Here is an 18,405-nt window from a genome sequence, read left to right as displayed (position 1 = left end):
GCCCGCGCCGAGAGCAGCAGGTCGCCTGCGGGATAGGCGGTGCAGACTAAGGCACTCTCCCGCTATACTCGATGGCCAGGTCGGATGAAATCGCAGCAAGGGAAGCGCGGCATCATGGCAGCGAGCGACGCGGGACCGGCCTTCCACGCGATCGCGACGCGGGCGCTCAAGCGCGAAGGCTTTGCCGGCGATCATATATGGGTCGGCTGCCGCGAGGGCCGGCTCGACCTGATCGGCGAGAAGGGCGGCCAGATCCGGCTGACGCCCAAAGACATCCTGCGCATCCGGATCGGCTATGAAGAGACCAAATACAGCAAGATCTTTCAAACGGTGATCTGGCGGGAGGGCGCCGGCAAGCCGCTCGACCTCACGCCGCTCGGGGATCACCGCGCCCATTATGCCGCGACGGTCCGGGCCTTCGCCGCCCAGATGGCGGCGGCGGGCCTCCAGGACCGGGTCGAGCGCGGCGTGTCGAAATTCTCGGCCGTCCTGGGACCGGTGCTGATCGGGATCCTGGTCCTCGCCACCCTCGGCATATCGATCTTCGTGCTCACGGAAGAACCCTGGTGGGGCCGCCTGATCGTGCCCGCCGTTCCTACGGTTCTTCTCGGCGTCCTGGTCTGGAACATGCTGGCACGACAGATGCCGCGGCCGATCCGGGATCTGGCCGAGCTCGACAAGCAGCTGCCGTGAGCGCCGCGGCGCCTCGGCCCGCGCTCGCCGGTCGGTGACGAGATAGAGCAGGAACGAGACAAGCGCGCAGAGCCTGCCGACCCAGCCGGTGATGCCCCAGAAGACGATCGCGACCAGCACCGGCGCCGGCGCTGCGGTGACCGTCAGAGAACGGGCAAGAACATACGAAGGTCTGTAGTCTGTCGGAAAACCTACATGCTATCAGAGAGCTACGTGTCTCCGTAGCGGCTCCCTCGACGGCAGGCACCAAGTCGGGACCTCGCCGATCCGATCGGCGCGGATCACCGCTTTCGCGGGGACGACCGCGGGAGGATTGGCGAGCGAGGGCGGCGATGACCATGGAACAAACGAGCGACGATCTCTCGGTGGCGCGATCATGGCAAGCCGGACATCTTCCTCGTTGAACCCTCCGATCGCGACAATCATGAAAGCGGCACACCGTCTTCTCGGGGGAATTGGCCGCACTCATTTTCGTAACCCGCTCCCCTATCATGGACCGATTCCCTTTCACCGTCGGAAATCATCATGAGCGTTTTGTTTTCGCCGATCACCCTGCAGGGCCTGACGCTTCGCAACCGGATCGTGATCTCGCCCATGTGCCAGTACTCGGCCGATAACGGCCGCGCGACGGCCTGGCACATGATTCATCTCGGCCACATGGCGCTCTCCGGCGCCGGCTTGCTCTGCATCGAGGCGACCGCGGTCGAGCCCGAGGGTCGCATCACGCCGGGATGCCTGGGGCTGTGGGACGACGCGACCGAGGCCGCGCTGCGGCCCGTCATGGCGGCGATCCGCCAATACTCGAAGATCCCCGTCGCGATGCAGATCGCTCATGCCGGCCGCAAGGCGTCGAGCCATCTGCCCTGGGATGGCGGCCAGTTGATTCCGCCGTCCCAAGGCGGCTGGGTGCCCTTTGCGCCTTCGGCCGTGGAGCAGAAGCCGGGCGAGGCGCCGCCGCGGGCGCTCGACAAGGCGGGCATGGTCCGCATCCGCAACGCCTTCGTCGAGACCGCCAGGCGGGCCATTCGACTCGGCATCGATGTGATCGAGCTTCACGGCGCGCATGGCTATCTGATGCATGAGTTCCTCTCGCCCATCGCCAACAAGCGCACCGACGAGTATGGCGGCTCGCTCGCGAACCGCATGCGCTTCCCGCTCGAGGTGTTCGACGCCGTGCGCGCCGCTATCCCCGCGGACAAGCCCGTCGGCATCCGGGTCTCGGCGTCCGACTGGATCGAGGGCGGCTGGGACATCGCGCAGACGATCGAGTTCGCGAAGGAATTGAAGAAGCGCGGCGTCGCCTGGGTCGACGCCTCGTCCGGCGGCGTCTCGCCCTCGCAGCGCATCACCCTGGGCCCCGGCTACCAGGTGCCTTTCGCGCAGGCGATCAAAGAGGCGACCGGCATCCCGACCATCGCGGTCGGGCTGATCACCGATTTCCAGCAGGCCGAGGAGATCGTCGCCAGCGGCAAGGCCGACATAGTCGCGATGGCCCGCGCGATGCTCTATGACCCGCGCTGGCCCTGGCACGCGGCGGCCCAGCTCGGAGCCAGCGTCGAGGCGCCGCCGCAATATTGGCGCGCCCCGCCGCATGATCAGAAGACGCTGTTCGGCGACATCGTCAGTGGCGGGCGCTGAAGGCGCCCGCGACGATCAGCGCAGGATCTTGCCGAAGAGGATGCGCTTGAGCCGCTCGACGGGCTGGGGGGTTGCGATGCGCCGTCGACAGCAGGCTGGCGCCTTGCAGCGCCGGGACCGTGAAGGCCGCGATCTCGTCGCAATCGAAATTCTTCGGCAGCTCGCCGGCCGCGCCGTTATTTCCAGACTTGCTGTGCGACCCGCAGGAAGTTGCCGCCGAGCAGCTTGCGGACATCGGGTTCCGACCAGCCGCGGCCGAGCAGGCGGTCGGTGATCTCCGGCAACTGGGCGGGCGCCGCCGAATGGAGATGGTCGCTATAGCCTTCGCTGGCGGGCCAGTAACTGGGATTGAAGCCGCTCAGATCGTTGAGCGGATCGTCGGCGCCCATGGGCGGCGCGTAATCGAGACCGATGCCGACATGATCGACCCCGACCAGGTCGGCGACATAGCAGAGGCAATCGACCATGGTCTCTGTCGTCGCCCGGCGGTCCGGCAGGAACAGGCCGATGCCGTTGATGCCGACGACACCGCCGGTGCGCGCGCAGGCGCGGATCTGCTCGTCGACGATATTGCGGCCATGCGGGCGCAGCGCCTTGGGATTGGAATGGGAGAAGATGACCGGCGCCGAGGCCGCCTCGAGCACCGCCATGGTGGTGCGATAGCCGGTATGCGAGCAGTCGACCATCATCCCGACCCGGTTCATCTCCTCGATGACGCGCCGGCCGAAATCGGTCAGACCCTGGTCCTCGTCATGGCAGCCGCCGCCCGCGAGATTGTTGCGGTTGTAGGCGAACAGCATCTGGCGCACGCCGAGGCGATAGAAGAACGAGACCATATAGGCCTCGCCGTCGAGCGCGTTCATGCCCTCGAGATCGAAGGCGATCGCCATCTTGCCGTCGCGCTTGGCCGCCAGGATGTCCTCGGCGCGCCGGACCAGCGTGAAGCCGTCGGGATGCTTCTCGAACCAGGTGATGAAGGCCGCGATGTTCTTGACCGCCTGCTGCCAGGTCAGCACGTCATAGCCGACATCGATCGAGAGATAATCCACCCCGGCGGCGCGCCAGGTTTCCAGCATTTGGAGATCGACCGAGGGGTCGGGACCGAAGCCCGCGTGATTGTCCCAGACCAGCGCGTCTCGATGCAGCCGGCGCGCGGCATCCGAGACCTTCCAGGACGAGGCGGTGTCGATCGAGACGGCGGCTGCGGTCATGACGGTGCTTCTTCGCAATCGATGAGGGGTGCCGGGAGAGGCGTCGGGCGACAAGACTAGCGCCGGCGCGGCTTTCAATCGAGGTGCCTCGATGGAATGCCGCTCTCGCTCAGGACCACGCGGTGCCCGGCGCTGCAACCCAGGTCGCGGTCGCCTGGGCGATCAGCCGATCCGGACCGTCGGCCTCGGACCAGATGCGGATGTCGTAGGTGAGGAGGCTCTTGCCGGCGCGCAGCGGCACCGCCTCGGCGATCAGCGGCGGCGCAAAGGCGGGCCGCAGGAAGTTCATCAGCAGGCTGGAGGTGACCGCCGTCTCCTCATGCCGGAGGGCCAGCGTCAGCGCATAGGTCGCGACATCCGCCATGGCGAAGAGCACGGGGCCGGCGATCGACCCGCCGGGCCGCCTGATATGCTCGTTGCCGACCAGACGGACGCGACTATGTCGGGGGTCGGCGGCGACGATCTCCATGCCGAAGAGGGCGGCCAGCGGCAGATGCGTCGCGACATGCGGGAGGATGTTCTCGAGATTCCATTGCTTCCTGGTCAAGGCGGTCCCCTGCCGAATCGGTCGCGGCATTCAAGAGGAGTCCCGCCGCCATGACAATGGGAACGCCGACGGTCCGCTTGCTCGCCTAAGAATGGACCACGTTGCTGCCGTCGCCGGCCACCAGTACATAGCCGTCCTCATTGACGGAGGGGCTGGCGCCCGAGGTCACATGGGCGAAGAGCGTGTAGCCGGCCGGCACGCCGGTGGCGCCCGTCGCCGTGAGCCAATGATCGCTGCCGCCGGTATTGACCAGATTGATGGTATCGGTGCTGTCGGCCTCGATCCGGACCGCCTTCTGGGCGCTATAGCCGGCCCCGCCGGGCGTGGCGGTGGTCGCCCCCGACCCGCTCAGATCCAGCACGTCGTTGATGTTGAGCGACAGGGTCTGGTTGCCAGCAGCGCCGGAATCCGCGTTCGCGATCGAGACGGTCTCGAAGTTCTGGAAGCGCGTGTTCAGCGCCACGTTCGTCAGGTCGATGGTCGAGGCGAAGACCAGCATGTCGCCATGGGCGGCACCGGCCGTGAGCAGCGCATTGGCGGCCGCCGTGTTGGTCCCGCCATTGGCGCTGTCGAGCGAATCGGCTGCGATCGTGTCGTCGCCAGCGCCGCCCGTCAGGGTATCGTTGCCGCCATTGCCGCGCAGCAGATCGTTGCCGCTGCCGCCGGTGAGATTGTCGTTGCCGCTGCCGCCGGTGAGGACGAGCTTGCCGTCGAGCTCGGCCGCGCCATTGACCGTCAGCACATCGTTCACCCCCAGGCCGGACGCATTGATCGCCATCTGCTGGCCCGCCGCGACGTTCCCGTCGACCAGGGTCAATGAGTAGTCGAATCCGGCCTGGACGTTGAGCGTCTCGACATTGCTGAGGTTGGTCAATGTGACGGTGTGATTGGCGGCAAAGAGGGTCACCGTGTCGTTGCCGGCATTGCCGTTGACCGTCGTCGCGGCCGTCCAGGTCGAGCCGAGCGTGATGTTGTCGTCCTGGCTGCCGCCGATGATGGTCCGGGTGCTGATGAAGGTCAGGCTGTTGTTGCCGGCGGAGGAGAGCGTGACGCTGTCGGCGCCGCTGCTGAGGCTGATCGTGCCCGACATCTGGGCGGCACCCAGCGTGATGATGTCGGCGCCGGTGCCGCCATTGATGGTCTCGACGTTGGAGATGGTGAGCGTGTTGCCGCCGTTCGCCAGGTTCAACGTATCGGTCCCGGCGCCGAGATCGATCGTGCCCGAGGCCTGAGCGGCGCCCAGGGTGATGACATCGGCTCCGGTGCCGCCGGTGATGGTCTCGGTGGCGGTGACGGTCAGGGTGTTGCCGCCATTGGCCAGGGTCAGGCTGTCCGTGCCGGCGCCGAGATTGATCGTGCCCGACGACTGCGCCGCGCCCAGGGTGATGATGTCGGCGCCGGTGCCGCCGGTCACGGTCTCGGTGTTGGAGACGGTGAGCGTGTTGCCGCCATTGGCGAGGGTCAGGCTGTCGGCGCCGGCGCCGAGATCGATCGAGCCCGAGGCCTGGGCGGCGCCCAGCGTGATGATATCGGCGCCGGTGCCGCCGGTGATGGTCTCGCTGTTGGAGACGGTGAGCGTGTTGCCGCCATTGGCCAGGGTCAGGCTGTCCGTGCCGGCCCCGAGGTCGATCGCGCCGGAAGCCTGCGCCGCACCCAGGGTGATGATGTCGGCGCCGGTTCCGCCCGTCACGGTCTCGGTATTGGAGACCGTGAGCGTATTGCCGCCGTTGGCCAGGATCAGGCTGTCGCTGCCGGCGCCGAGATCGATCGTGCCGGAGGCCTGCGCCGCGCCCAGCGTGATGGTGTCGGTCCGGGCCGTGGCGCTGCTGACGCCGATCGTCTCCACATTGGAAACGGTCAGGGTGTTGTTGCCAGCGGTCGAGAGGACCAGGCTGTCGGCGCCGCCGCCGAGGTCGATCGTGCCGGAGGTCTGCGCCACGCCGAGGGTGATGGCGTCGGCACCGGTGCCGCCGGTGATGGTCTCGCTGTTGGAAACCGTGAGCGTGTTGCTGCCGTTGGCGAGGGTCAGGCTGTCCGTGCCGGCGCCAAGATTGATCGTGCCCGAGGCCTGGGCCGCGCCAAGGGTGATCGTGTCGGCCGCGGTACCGCCCGTGATGGTCTCGGTGTTGGAGATGGTGGCGCTGTTGGCGCCGGCGGAGGAGAGCGTGAGGCTGTCGCTGCCGCCCCCGAGATCGACGAGGGCCGCCGTGAGGATGGTCGCGAGGGTGACGACATCGGCGCCGGTGCCGCCGGTGATGGTCTCGGTGTTGGAGACGGTCAGCGTGTTGCCGCCATTCGCCAGGGTCAGGCTGTCGCTGCCGGCGCCGAGATCGATCGTGCCGGAGGCCTGGGCGGCACCGAGGGTGACGATATCGGCGTCGATGCCGCCGGTGATGGTCTCGGTGTTGGAGACGGTGAGCGTGTTGCCGCCATCGGCCAGGGTCAGGCTGTCGGTGCCGGCGCCCAGATCGATCGAGCCGGAGGCCTGGGCAGCGCCGAGGGTAATGACGTCGGCGCCGGTGCCGCCGGCAATGGTCTCGGCGTTCGAAACGGTGAGCGTGTTGCTGCCGTTCGCGAGGGTGAGGCTGTCGCTGCCGGCACCGAGATCGATCGTGCCCGAGGCCTGAACCGCCCCGAGCGTGACGGCGTCGGACCCGGTTCCGCCGGTGATGGTCTCGGTGCCGGTGACGGTCAGCGTGTTGCCGCCATTCGCCAAAGTCAGGCTGTCGGTACCGGCGCCCAGATTGATCGTGCCGGAGGCCTGCGCGGCGCCGAGGGTGATGGTGTCGGCGCTGGTGCCGCCGGTGATGGTCTCGGTGTTGGAAACCGTGAGCGTGTTGGCGCCGGCGGAGGAAAGGACGAGCGTATCGCTGCCGGCGCCAAGATCGATCGTGCCGGAAGTCTGCGCGCCACCCAACGTAATGACATCGGCGCCGGTGCCGCCGGTCACGGTCTCGCTGTTGGTGACGGTAAGCGTATTGCCGCCATTGGCCAGGGTCAGGCTGTCGCTGCCGGCGCCGAGATCGATCGTGCCGGAAGCCTGGGCCGCGCCGAGGGTGATCGTGTCGGCCGCGGTGCCGCCCGTGATGGTCTCGGTGTTGGAGACCGTGATGCTGTTGGCGCCGGCGGAAGAGAGAGCAAGGCTGTCGGAGCCGGTGCCCAGATCGATGATCCCGCCGACGAGGAAGGTTCCGAGCGTGAGGATGTCGGCGCCGGTGCCGCCGGTGACGGTCTCGGTATTGGAGATGGTGAGCGTGTTGCCGCCGTTGGCGAGGGTCAGGTTGTCGCTGCCGCCGGCGAGATCGATCGTCCCCGAGGTCTGTGGCGCGCCGAGCGTGATGGTGTCGGCCCCGGTTCCGCCGGTGATGGTCTCGGTGCCGGTCACCGTCAGGGTGTTGGCGCCGTCCGCCAGGGTCAGGCTGTCGGCGCCGGTGCTGAGATTGATCGTGCCCGAGGCCTGCGCCGCGCCGAGCGTGATGACGTCGGCCCCGGTGCCGCCGGTGATGGTCTCGGTGTTGGAAACGGTCAGGGTATTGCTGCCGTTCACCAGGGTCAGGCTGTCGCTGCCGCCACCGAGATCGATCGTGCCGGAGGCCTGAACGGCGCCGAGGGTGATGGCGTCGGCCCCGGTTCCGCCGGTGATGGTCTCGGTGCCGGTGACCGTCAGCGTGTTGCTGCCGTTCGCCAGGGTCAGGCTGTCGGTGCCGGCGCCGAGATTGATCGTGCCCGCAGCCTGCGCGGCACCGAGCGTGATGGTGTCGGCGGCGGTGCCGCCGGTGATCGTCTCGGTGTTGGACACCGTGAGCATGTTGGCGCCGGCGGAAGAGAGCGTGAGGCTGTCGGCGCCGGCGCCGAGATCGATCGTGCCCGCAGCCTGGGCCGCGCCGAGCGTGATGGCGTCGGCGCCCGTCCCGCCGGTGATGGTCTCGGTATTCGAGACCGTCAGGATGTTGCTGCCGTTCGCCAGGATGAGGCTGTCGCTGCCGGCGCCGAGATCGATCGTGCCCACGGCCTGGGCTGCGCCGAGGGTGACGGCATCGGCGCCGGTTCCGCCCGTGATGGTCTCGGTATTCGAGACGGTCAGCGTGTTGCTGCCGTTCGCCAGAATGAGACTGTCGGCGTCGGCGCCGAGATCGATCGCGCCGGAAGCCTGGGCCGCGCCCAGGGTGATCGCATCGGCGCCGGTGCCACCGGTGACGGTTTCGGCGTTGGAAACGGTGAGGGTGTTGCCGCCATTCGCCAGAGTGAGGCTGTCGGCGCCGGCGCCGAGATCGATCGTGCCGGCGGCCTGCGCGGCGCCGAGCGTGATCGCGTCGGCGCCGGTTCCGCCGCCGATGGTTTCGGTGTTGGAGACGGTCAGCGTGTTGGCGCCATTCGCCAGGGTCAGGCTGTCGGTGCCGGCGCCGAGATCGATCGTGCCGGCGGTCTGCGCGGCGCCGAGGGTGACGGTATCGGCGCCGGTTCCGCCCGTGACGGTCTCGGTGTTGGAGACCGTGACCGTGCCGCCGCCATTCGCGAGCGCCAGGCTGTCGGCGCCGCCGCCGAGATCCACCACACCGGAACCGTAGCCCGACACCGCGTCGCCGAACGCCGACCCGACGATGTCCTCGATGCCGGAGAGCGTGTCGGTTCCGTCGCTCCGGGTCGCGATCCCCGTGGCGGCGTTGATCGCGACGGCACCGGACGCGCCGCTATAGTCGGCGACATCTTCGCCGCTGCCGCCGTCCAGAAGATTGTTCCCGGACCCGCCCTCGAGCGTGTCGTTGCCGTCGTCGCCGAAGATGAGATCGTCGAGCGCACCGCCGACGACGGCGTCATTGCCGAGACCGGCATGGAAATCCTGGCTGGGGTCGTAGCCGGCCTGGGCGGCGGCGGTTCCGTCGGCCGGGAGGACGACCGAATCGTTGCCGTCGAGAGCGTCATACTGGCTGCCGGGCGCATAGGTCCCCGCGGCGATGCCGGAAAAATCGAGCGCGTCGTCGCCGTCCGTGAACAGCGAACCGAGGACCGATACCGACACGGTCGTCGTCTCGGTGAGGCCGCTGCTGGTGACGGTGTAGCTGTAGCTGTCGCTGCCGATGAAGCCGGCGTCCGGCGTGTAGGTCAGCTTGTCGTCGGTCAGGTCGAGGGCCGTGCCGTTGTCGTCCCGCGTCACCGTGCCATGGGCAGCTTGCGTGAAGGAGGTGAGCTGGCGCGCCGGATCCTCGAAGCTGTCGTTCGCCAGCACCGCCGTGGTGACGGCGGTGTCCACGCCGGTCGTCGCGCTGTCGGCCACGATGTCGGCCACGGCATTGACCGTCACCGACACCGTGGCCGTCTCCGTCACCCCGCCGCTGGTCACGATGTATTGATAGCTGTCGCTGCCGTTGAAATCGGCGTTCGGCGTGTAGACCAGCTTGTCGTCGCTCAGGTCGAGCGCCGTGCCGTTGGTATCGCGCGTCACCGTGCCGTGGGCGCCTTGCGTGAACGATGTCAGCTGGCGCGCCGGGTCCTCGAACGTGTCGTCGGCCAGCACCGCCGCGGTGACCGCGGCGTCCTCGTTCGTCGTCGCGCTGTCCGCCACGATGTCCGCCGCGGCGTTGACCGTGACCGACACGGTCGCCGTCTCGGTGACGCCGCCGCTGGTGACGGTGTAGCTGTAGCTGTCGGCCCCGTTGAAATCCGCGCTGGGCGTATAGACCAGCTTGTCGTCGGTGAGGTCGGCCGCGGTGCCGTTGTCGTCCCGCGTGACGGTTCCGTGGCCGGCCTGCGTGAACGAAGTCAGCTGGCGCGCCGGATCGTCGAAACCGTCATTCGCCAGCACCGCCGTGGTGACAGATGTATCTTCGTTCGTCGTCGCGCTGTCGGCCGCGATGTCGGCCACGGCATTGACCGTGACCGACACGGTCGCCGTCTCCGTCACCCCGCCGCTGGTCACGGTATAACTGTAGCTGTCGGCGCCGTTGAAATCGGCGTCGGGCGTATAGACCAGCTTGTCGTCGGTGAGGTCGGCCGCGGTGCCGTTGTCATCGCGCGTGACGGTGCCGTGGCCGGCTTGCGTGAAGGCGGTCAGCTGGCGCGCCGGATCGTCGAAGCTGTCATTCGCCAGCACCGCCGTCGTGACCGCGACGTCTTCGTTCGTCGTCGCACTGTCCGCCACGATGTCGGCGACGGCGTTGACCGTGACCGACACGGTCGCCGTCTCGGTCACCCCGCCGCTGGTGACGGTGTAGCTGTAGCTGTCGGCCCCATTGAAATCGGCGTCGGGCGTATAGACCAGCTTGTCGTCGGCGAGATCGGCGGCGGTGCCGTTGTCGTCGCGCGTGACCGTGCCGTGGGCCGCTTGCGTAAAGGAGCTCAGCTGGCGCGCCGGGTCCTCGAAGCTGTCATTCGCCAGGACCGCCGTGGCGACGGCGCTGTCTTCATTGGTCGTTGCACTGTCGGCGGCGATATCGGCGACGGCGTTCACGGTGACCGATACCGTCACCGTCTCCGTCACGCCGCCGCTGGTCACGGTGTATTGGTAGCTGTCGCTGCCATTGAAATCGGCGTTGGGCGTGTAGGTCAGCTTGTCGTCGGTGAGATCGGCGGCGGTGCCGTTGTCGTTCCTCGTCACCGCGCCGTTGGCGCCCTGCGTGAACGAGGTCAGCTGGCGCGCCGGGTCCTCGAATGTGTCATTGGCCAGGACCGCCGTGGTGACCGCGCTGTCTTCATTCGTCGTCACAGTGTCGGCGGCGATGTCGGCCACGGCATTGACCATGACCGAAACGGTTGCCGTCTCGGTGAGGCCGCCGCTGGTGACGGTGTAGCTGTAGCTGTCGGTGCCGTTGAAGTCGGCGTTGGGCGTGTAGACCAGCTTGTCGTCGGTGAGGTCGAGGGGCGTGCCGTTGTTGTCCCGCGTCACCGTGCCGTTGGCGCCCTGCGTGAACGAGGTCAGCTGGCGCGCCGGATCCTCGAATGTGTCATTGGTCAGGACCGCCGTGGTGACGGCCGTGTCTTCGTTCGTCGTCGCGCTGTCGGCCAGGATGTCCGCCACGGCATTGACCGTGGCCGAGACGGTCGCCGTCTCCGTCACCCCGCCGCTGGTCACGGTGTACTGGTAGCTGTCGGTGCCGTTGAAGTCGGCATTGGGCGTATAGGTCAGCTTGTCATCGCTGAGGTCGGCCGTGGTGCCATTGGTATCCCGCGTCACCGTGCCGTGAGTCGCTTGCGTGAACGAGGTCAGCTGGCGCGCCGGGTCGTCGAAGCCGTCATTCGCCATCACCGCCGTGGTGACGGCGCCGTCTTCGTTGGTCGTCGCATTGTCCGCCGCGATATCGGCCACGGCGTTGACGGCGACCGACACCGTTGCCGTCTCCGTCACGCCGCCGCTGGTGACCGTGTACTGATAGCTGTCGGTGCCGTTGAAATCGGCGTTGGGGGTGTAGGTCAGCTTGTCGTCGGTGAGGTCGGCCGCCGTGCCATTGTCGTCCCGCGTCACCGTGCCATGGCCGCCCTGGGTGAAGGAGGTCAGCTGGCGTGCCGGATCCTCGAAGCTGTCGTTGGCCAGCACGGCCGTCGCGACGGCCGTGTCCTCGTTCGTCGTGGCGCTGTCGGCAACGATGTCGGCGGCGGCGTTCACCGTCACCGACGCTGTGGTCGTCTCCGTCACGCCGCCGCTGGTCACGGTGTAGCTGTAGCTGTCGCTGCCGTTGAAATCCGCGTTGGGCGTGTAGACCAGCTTGTCGTCGCTCAGGTCGGCCGCGGTGCCGTTGTCATCCCGCGTGACCGTGCCATGCGCGCCTTGCGTGAAGGCGGTCAGCTGGCGCGCCGGATCCTCGAACCCGTCGTTCGCCAGCACCGCCATGGTGACGGCGCTGTCCTCGGTTGTCGTCGCGCTGTCGGCGGCGATGTCCGCGGCGGCGTTCACCGTCACCGATACCGTGGCGGTCTCGGTGACGCCGCCGCTGGTCACGGTGTAGCTGTAGCTGTCGCTGCCGTTGAAGTCGGCGTTCGGCGTATAGACCAGTTTGTCGTCGGTCAGGTCGGCCACGGAGCCGTTGTCGTCCCGCGTCACCGTGCCGTGCGCGGCTTGCGTGAAGGAGGTCAACTGGCGCACGGCGCTCTCGAACGTGTCGTTCGCCAGGACCGCCGTCGTGACCGCGCTGTCCTCGTTCGTCGTGGCGCTGTCGGCGACGATGTCGGCGACCGCGTTCACCGTCACCGACACCGTCGTCGTCTCGGTGAGCCCGCCGCTGGTGACGGTGTAGCTGTAGCTGTCGCTGCCGTTGAAGTCGGGGTTTGGCGTGTAGGTCAGCCTGTCGTCCGCCAGATTGGACGGCGTGCCGTTATTGTCCCGCGTCACGCTGCCATGGGCGCCTTGCGTGAAGGAGGTCAGCTGGTGCGTCGGGTCCTCGAAGCTGTCGTTCGCCAGCACCGCGGTGGTCACCGCCGTGTCTTCGGCCGTCGTCGCGCTGTCGGGTGCGCCGTCCGCCACCGGATTGACGGTCACGGAGACCGTCGCCGCCTCCGTCACGCCGCCGCTGGTGACGATGTAGACATAGCCGTCGGTGCCGTTGAAATCGGCGTCCGGCGTGTAGGTCAGCTTGTCGTCGCTCAGGTCGAGCGGGGTGCCGTTGTCGTCCCGGGCCACCGTGCCATGGGCCGCTTGCGTGAACTGGGTCAGTTGGCGCGCCGGATCGACGAACAAGTCGTTCGCCAGTACGTCCGTGGTCACGGCCGTGTCTTCATTGGTCGTCGCGCTGTCGATGACGATGTTGTCGGTCGCGTTCACCCAGACCGATACCGTCGCCGACTCGGTCGCGCCGCCGCTGGTGACGGTGTAGCTGTAGCTGTCGCTGCCGTTGAAGTCGGGGTTGGGCGTATAGACCAGCTTGTCGTCGGTGAGGTCGAGCGGGGTGCCGTTGCTGTCCCGCGTCACCGTGCCATGCGACCCTTGCGTGAACGAGGTCAGCCGACGCGACGGGTCCTCGAACGTGTCGTTCGCCAGCACGGCGGTCGTCACCGCCGTGTCCTCATGGGTGGTCGCAATGTCGGGGGCGATGTCGGCAACCCCCGTCACCGTCACCGAGACCGTCGCCGTTTCCGTCACGCTGCCGCTGGTCACCGTGTAGCTGTAGCTGTCGCTGCCGTGGAAATCGGTGTTGGGCGTATAGACCAGCTTGTCGTCGCTGAGATCGAGGACCGTGCCGTTGTCGTCCCGTGTCACTGTGCCATGGCCACCTTGCGTGAAGGAGGTGAGCCGATGCGCCGCGTTCTCGAAGCTGTCGTTCGCCAGGACCGTGGAGGTGACGGCCGTTTCTTCAGGGGTCGTCACGCTGTCGGCGGCGATGTCGGCGACCGCGCCGACCGTCAGCGACACCGTCGCCGTGTCGGTCTTGCCGCCGCCGGTCAGCTTGTAGCTGTAGCTGTCGGTGCCGTTGAAGTCGGCGTCGGGCGTGTAGGTGAAGCTGCCGTCGCTGTTGAGCGTGAGCAGCCCGTGGGCCGGGCCGCTCAGCAGCGTTGCGGCCGCGCCAAGGCTGCTGCTTCCTGTGTCGTTGCCCAGCACGCCGGGCGCCCCGACGCTCACCGAGCCGTCCTCGGTCAGCGTGAAGGCATCGTTCACCCCGACCAGCGGGTCGCCGGGCGCATGCACGTCATGACGCGAGGTGAGGTCGGCGGGTGCCGGCGGCCCGTCGATGTCGCGATAGCTGAGCGACGTTCCCGCGAGCGGGTTCAGCAGGACGGGCCGCGCGATCGCGGTGTCGTGCAGGGTGCTGGCGGGGTCGATCGAGCCGCCGTCGGGCGGTCCGTGCCGGAAGAGGTGGCCCTGTGCCGGCGGCGGCGAGCCGTCCGCTGGCGTGGACAGGCTTCCGAGAATCTCCTCGACATTGCCCTGGCTGTTGGCGAGCGACTGCTCGATCCGCTCGCCGAAGAGCGTGATGACGCCGCTGTTCGGGAGATCCACGCGGATCGCATTGTCGACCAGCTCGACGCGCGCGTCGCTGAGATCGAAGGCGAACTGGAGGGTCGTATCCACATCGACGTCGATCCCGATCGACTGGCCGGGTTCGGGAGGATCGACCGTGATGACATGCGGTGCGTGCGCGGCTTCCGCCGGGGCGATGCCATCGAAGCGCACCCACTCCATCTGGATCGGCGCAGCGGCCGTCAGAGGATCGATGGAGAAAAGTCGCGCCATGCGGATGGCCAACATGGGCCGATCACGCCGGTCGATTGCGGTGAGGAATTTGCGGAGTCATTGGCGCGGGATCCATCCTGGAAGGGCACCAAGTTTCGGTTTGTAAATTTTGAGGCAAAGGCATGAAGCGACAGTGAAAAACAGGGGTGAGAGCGGAACGATCCGAGGCCCGGAACCGCGACAAAATCTGCGATCAAGGTCAGCATCACTGGCTATTCAGGGAGACAGAAAACCTAGGATCGGATTCGCCGGGCGCGGGCGATGGCGCCGCCGGCTTCCCCGGGTCGCATTGTCAGGGGAGACCCCCGGGGCATCGCTCGAAATTACCTTTGCAACTCAACGACCCAGCCGCTATGTTCCATGTTTGTTCCGGAGGGTCCGTGACGCGACGGTCGGGGAGCGCCGATCTGCCTTTGCATAACGGCCGGGTCCCCGCCTGGCTGGGCCGGCGCATGACGCGGATGGGCGCGGTCATCGCCGAGGCGATCCTCCATCATTACGGCCGGGACGAGTTCCTGCGCCGCCTGTCACATCCGTTCTGGTTTCAGTCCTTCGGCGCCGTCATGGGCATGGACTGGCATTCCTCCGGCATCACCACCAGCGTCATCGGCGCGCTGAAGCGGGGGCTGGCGCCGCTCTCGGGCGAGCTCGGCCTGCATGTCTGCGGCGGGCGGGGGAGCCATTCGCGGCAGACGCCCCAGGAGCTGGTCGCCATCGGCGAGCGCACCGGCCTCGACGGAACGGCGCTGGCGAAAACGAGCCGGCTGGTCGCCAAGGTCGACAGCGCCGCCCTGCAGGACGGCTTCGATCTCTATCTCCACGGTTTCATCCTCGCCGATGACGGCAAATGGGTCGTGGTGCAGCAGGGCATGAACGGCGCAACGCGCACGGCGCGCCGCTATCACTGGCTGTCGGAGGATCTGAAGAGCTTCGTCGAGGCGCCGCACCAGGCGATCGAGGGCGAGAACCAGGGCGAGATCGTGAATCTCACCGACCGGCGCGCCGCCGCCTCGCGGCAAGGCCAGATCGATCTGCTGCGCGATCTGGGGCCCGACCGCCTCGTCGGTGAGATCGCTTCGCTGCAAGGAAAGCCGTTGCCGGCGGCGGCACCTCCCGAAGCCCCGCTCCTGCCTCATCTCGTCATGCCGGCGCATCACGATGTGCGGCCCAAGGATGTCATGCTCCGTCGCCTGCATGGCGCGCTCGCCGCGGCGGCCGACCGGGCGCCTGCCGATTTCAGCGAGCTGCTGCTGGTCCCGGGTGTGGGCGCCCGGACCGTGCATTCGCTCGCCATGGCGGCCGAGATCATCCATGGTGCGCCCTGCCGCTTCGCCGATCCTGCGCGCTTCTCGCTCGCGCATGGCGGTAAGGACCGGCATCCCTATCCGGTGCCGCTCAAGGTCTATGACCAGACCATCGCCGTCCTCAAATCCGCGGTCGAGAAGGCCAGGCTCGGCAATGACGAACGGCTCGATGCGATCCGCCGGCTGGACGAGCAGACGCGACGGCTGGAGCGGACGGCGACGGGCCCGTCGCTGCCGGCTTTCATCGGCGAGGAGCGCCGGCGCTCGCCTGAGTATGGCGGGCGCAGCGTCTTCGGCTGGGAGCCGGCGCCCGACTCCGCCGATCATGCGGAGCCCGTTCGATTCCCGACCGCGCCATGACTGGGCCGGACGGACAACCGGGCAGACGCGGGTGAGTCCATGAAGGCGGGGAGAGCGGCAGGAGAAACCGTAGAACGCTGACAGTTCCGAGCGGCCAAGGAAGGAGCGCCCTCATGAGCGGCATCATTGAAACGGCACGGCAACTGGTCTCGCCTGGAAAAGGTCTTCTCGCCGCGGACGAAAGCCTGCCGACCATAAAGAAGCGTTTCGACCCGCAAGGCATCGCGTCCACCGAGGAAACGAGAAGGGCCTATCGCGACCTGCTCTTCACGACACCCGGCATGGAGAACTGCATCAGCGGTGTGATCCTTTTCGAGGAGACGCTGCGGCAGGCGACCGCCTCGGGCGATCCTTTTCCGCAGCTGCTGGCGAAGCGGGGCATCATCCCCGGCATTAAAGTCGACGCGGGCACGGCGCCGCTGGGAGCCGATACGACCGAGACCATGACCAAAGGCCTCGAGGGGCTGCCCGAGCGATTGTCGGATTTCAGGCGGCGGGGGGCCCGCTTCGCCAAATGGCGCGCCGTCATCCATATCGATGGCGACCGCCTGCCGACCGCCGCCGCCATTTCGGCCAACGCGACAAGCCTTGCCCGTTATGCGCGCGACTGCCAGGACGCCGATCTGACGCCGATCGTCGAGCCGGAGGTTCTCATGGATGGCAGCCAGAATATCGACCGATCCGCCGACGTGACCCGCGCCACCCTCGATGCCGTCTTCAAGGCCCTCGACAAGGCCGGCGTTCGGCTGGAAGGCATGCTGCTCAAACCCAACATGGTTGTGCCGGGCGCGCATTCCGGTCAGACGCAGACGCCGGAACAGATCGCCGACGCGACGCTGGAATGCCTGCGCAGCAGCGTGCCGCCGCAGGTGCCGGGAATCCTGTTCTTGTCGGGCGGCCAGAGCCCCGAGGTTTCGACGCGCAATCTCCGCGCGATCGTGCGACGGGCCGGCGCTGCGCCCTGGCGTTTGAGCTTCTCTTTTGGCCGCGCCCTCCAGGACGAGGCGCTTGCCGCGTGGAAAGGCCGGTCTCAAAACCTCGAAGCGGCGCAATCAGCCTTCCTCCGCCGGGCTGAGATCCTGTCGGAAGCGGTGCGGGCGCCGTCGGGACGCTGACGTCTTTCGAAAGCGTCGCTCCCGCGCGGGGGCGATGAAGGCGCCACTTACCCGGCTCCGCCCAGGGCCGTCGGTGGAGCGGCACAGCCTGCAGCTCTGGGCGCGCCCGGCAGGGCAATGGCGCAGAGCCGACCTTATCCATCCGCTCGCTGGCGCCGGCGTGAGCGGCGGCCGCGCGTCGCATGCGCCAACCGTTCCAAAACGGCAACCGATTCGCTCCACGCCAGGCAGCCGTCGGTAATGCTGACGCCATAGGCGTGGGGGCCGCCCGGCACAAAGTCCTGGCGGCCGCCCTTCAGATGGCTTTCGACCATGACGCCATGGATGTAATCGCTACCCGCGGCCACCTGGTCGGCAACCGCCGCCAGGACCAAGGGCTGATTCTCCGGGCGCTTGCCGCTGTTGCCGTGGCTTGCATCGATCAGGAGACGAGGTTTGACGCCGGCCTGAAGGCAGGCTTGCGCCGCCTTCGTGACGCTGGCGGCATCGTAGTTCGGCAGATTGCCGCCACGCAGGATGATGTGCCCATCCTCGTTTCCCGTGGTGGCCGCAATGGCCGCCCGCCCTTCCTTGTCGAGCGCAAGAAAGTGATGCGGATGGGATGCCGCCTCGACGGCCTCGACCGCGATCCGGACATCGCCATTCGTGCCGTTCTTGAAGCCGACCGGGCAGGACAGGCCTGATGCCATCTGCCGATGGATCTGGCTCTCCGTCGTGCGGGCGCCGATTGCACCCCAGCTCACCAGATCGGCAATGTATTGCGGCGTCATGACGTCCAGGAATTCGCATCCGGCGGGAACGCCCCGTTCGTTGATCCGCAGCAGCAGCTCGCGCGCCGTGCGCAAGCCGCGATTGATCTGGAAGGTGCCGTTCAAGTCGGGGTCGTTGATCAGACCCTTCCACCCGACGGTCGTTCGGGGCTTCTCGAAATAGACGCGCATGACGATTTCGAGATCGTCCCGAAGGCGTTCGCGCTCCGTGGCGAGGCGTTGGGCATAGTCGAGCGCGGCGACAGGATCGTGAATCGAGCAGGGGCCGATGACGACGATGAGGCGGTCGTCTTCGCCCTCGAGGATTCGATGGAGTCGGTCGCGTGTTCCCGCAACGGTGGTCTCCGCTGCATCTGTCCGGCCCAGCTCGTCGATGAGCTGTTGCGGCGATATCAGGGGTTCAATCGTCCGGATTCGGAGATCGTCGATCTTGGCTTGCACGGCATGGCTCCTGTTTCTGCCATGCTGGCGCACAAAAAAAGCCGCCAGCATGACTGGCGGCTTTCGGAAACGCGAGGCTACAGCAGGTCAATACGCGCGCATTCCTATTTCCGCCTCGGATGCGGCCAATAGGAAAATCGGGCATGGGTGTGAGCTGTGAGCGTCAT

General features: G+C 67.4%; 8 protein-coding genes. 4 read left to right on the top strand and 4 right to left on the bottom strand.

Annotated features, from left to right (window positions below):
* The first annotated feature begins 114 nt into the window (after nucleotides 1-114).
* Nucleotides 115-693 carry a hypothetical protein gene (locus FRZ44_RS26290; protein ID WP_151179975.1) on the top strand — a complete coding sequence of 193 codons (579 nt, stop codon included), beginning with the start codon at nucleotides 115-117 and terminating at the stop codon, nucleotides 691-693.
* Nucleotides 694-1,218: 525 nt separating this feature from the next.
* The gene (locus FRZ44_RS26285) at nucleotides 1,219-2,331 is read left to right on the top strand and encodes an NADH:flavin oxidoreductase/NADH oxidase (protein ID WP_151179974.1); all 1,113 of its coding nucleotides are present in this window, start codon (nucleotides 1,219-1,221) and stop codon (nucleotides 2,329-2,331) included.
* A gap of 176 nt (nucleotides 2,332-2,507) precedes the next feature.
* On the opposite strand, the gene FRZ44_RS26280 is transcribed toward FRZ44_RS26285, so the two are convergent.
* The 3 genes from FRZ44_RS26280 to FRZ44_RS27555 all read right to left on the bottom strand — a co-directional run bounded on the left by FRZ44_RS26280 (nucleotide 2,508) and on the right by FRZ44_RS27555 (nucleotide 14,263).
* Entirely contained in the window at nucleotides 2,508-3,542 is a 1,035-nt protein-coding gene (locus FRZ44_RS26280; protein ID WP_151179973.1) for a dipeptidase, read from the bottom strand.
* A 109-nt stretch (nucleotides 3,543-3,651) separates the two neighbouring features.
* The gene (locus FRZ44_RS26275) at nucleotides 3,652-4,089 is read right to left on the bottom strand and encodes a PaaI family thioesterase (RefSeq protein ID WP_191908309.1); all 438 of its coding nucleotides are present in this window, start codon (nucleotides 4,087-4,089) and stop codon (nucleotides 3,652-3,654) included.
* An 85-nt stretch (nucleotides 4,090-4,174) separates the two neighbouring features.
* Nucleotides 4,175-14,263 carry a tandem-95 repeat protein gene (locus FRZ44_RS27555; protein ID WP_151179971.1) on the bottom strand — a complete coding sequence of 3,363 codons (10,089 nt, stop codon included), beginning with the start codon at nucleotides 14,261-14,263 and terminating at the stop codon, nucleotides 4,175-4,177.
* Between the two features lie 365 nt (nucleotides 14,264-14,628).
* Here FRZ44_RS27555 and FRZ44_RS26265 point away from each other — a divergent pair, with 365 nt between their 5' ends.
* Nucleotides 14,629-15,912 carry a DUF763 domain-containing protein gene (locus FRZ44_RS26265; protein WP_151179970.1) on the top strand — a complete coding sequence of 428 codons (1,284 nt, stop codon included), beginning with the start codon at nucleotides 14,629-14,631 and terminating at the stop codon, nucleotides 15,910-15,912.
* A gap of 113 nt (nucleotides 15,913-16,025) precedes the next feature.
* Nucleotides 16,026-17,027, top strand: coding sequence for a class I fructose-bisphosphate aldolase (locus FRZ44_RS26260; RefSeq protein WP_151179969.1), 1,002 nt, complete (start codon nucleotides 16,026-16,028; stop codon nucleotides 17,025-17,027).
* 134 nt (nucleotides 17,028-17,161) lie between these two features.
* On the opposite strand, the gene FRZ44_RS26255 is transcribed toward FRZ44_RS26260, so the two are convergent.
* On the bottom strand, nucleotides 17,162-18,238 hold the full coding sequence (locus FRZ44_RS26255; protein ID WP_151179968.1) for a 3-deoxy-7-phosphoheptulonate synthase: 1,077 nt from the start codon (nucleotides 18,236-18,238) through the stop codon (nucleotides 17,162-17,164).
* Nucleotides 18,239-18,405 lie beyond the last annotated feature (167 nt).

Origin of the sequence: Hypericibacter terrae, from assembly GCF_008728855.1 — a bacterium.
GTDB classification, from domain to species: domain Bacteria; phylum Pseudomonadota; class Alphaproteobacteria; order Dongiales; family Dongiaceae; genus Hypericibacter; species Hypericibacter terrae.
The sequence above is the reverse complement of the archived record's forward strand: the minus strand, read 5'-3'. Positions and strand labels throughout refer to the sequence as shown.

Coding starts and splice junctions, on each gene's coding strand:
- FRZ44_RS26285 (WP_151179974.1), top strand. CDS start 1,219: ATGAGCGTTTTGTTTTCGCCGATCACCCTGCAGGGCCTGACGCTTCGC.
- FRZ44_RS26290 (WP_151179975.1), top strand. CDS start 115: ATGGCAGCGAGCGACGCGGGACCGGCCTTCCACGCGATCGCGACGCGG.
- FRZ44_RS27555 (WP_151179971.1), bottom strand. CDS start 14,263: ATGTTGGCCATCCGCATGGCGCGACTTTTCTCCATCGATCCTCTGACG.
- FRZ44_RS26260 (WP_151179969.1), top strand. CDS start 16,026: ATGAGCGGCATCATTGAAACGGCACGGCAACTGGTCTCGCCTGGAAAA.
- FRZ44_RS26280 (WP_151179973.1), bottom strand. CDS start 3,542: ATGACCGCAGCCGCCGTCTCGATCGACACCGCCTCGTCCTGGAAGGTC.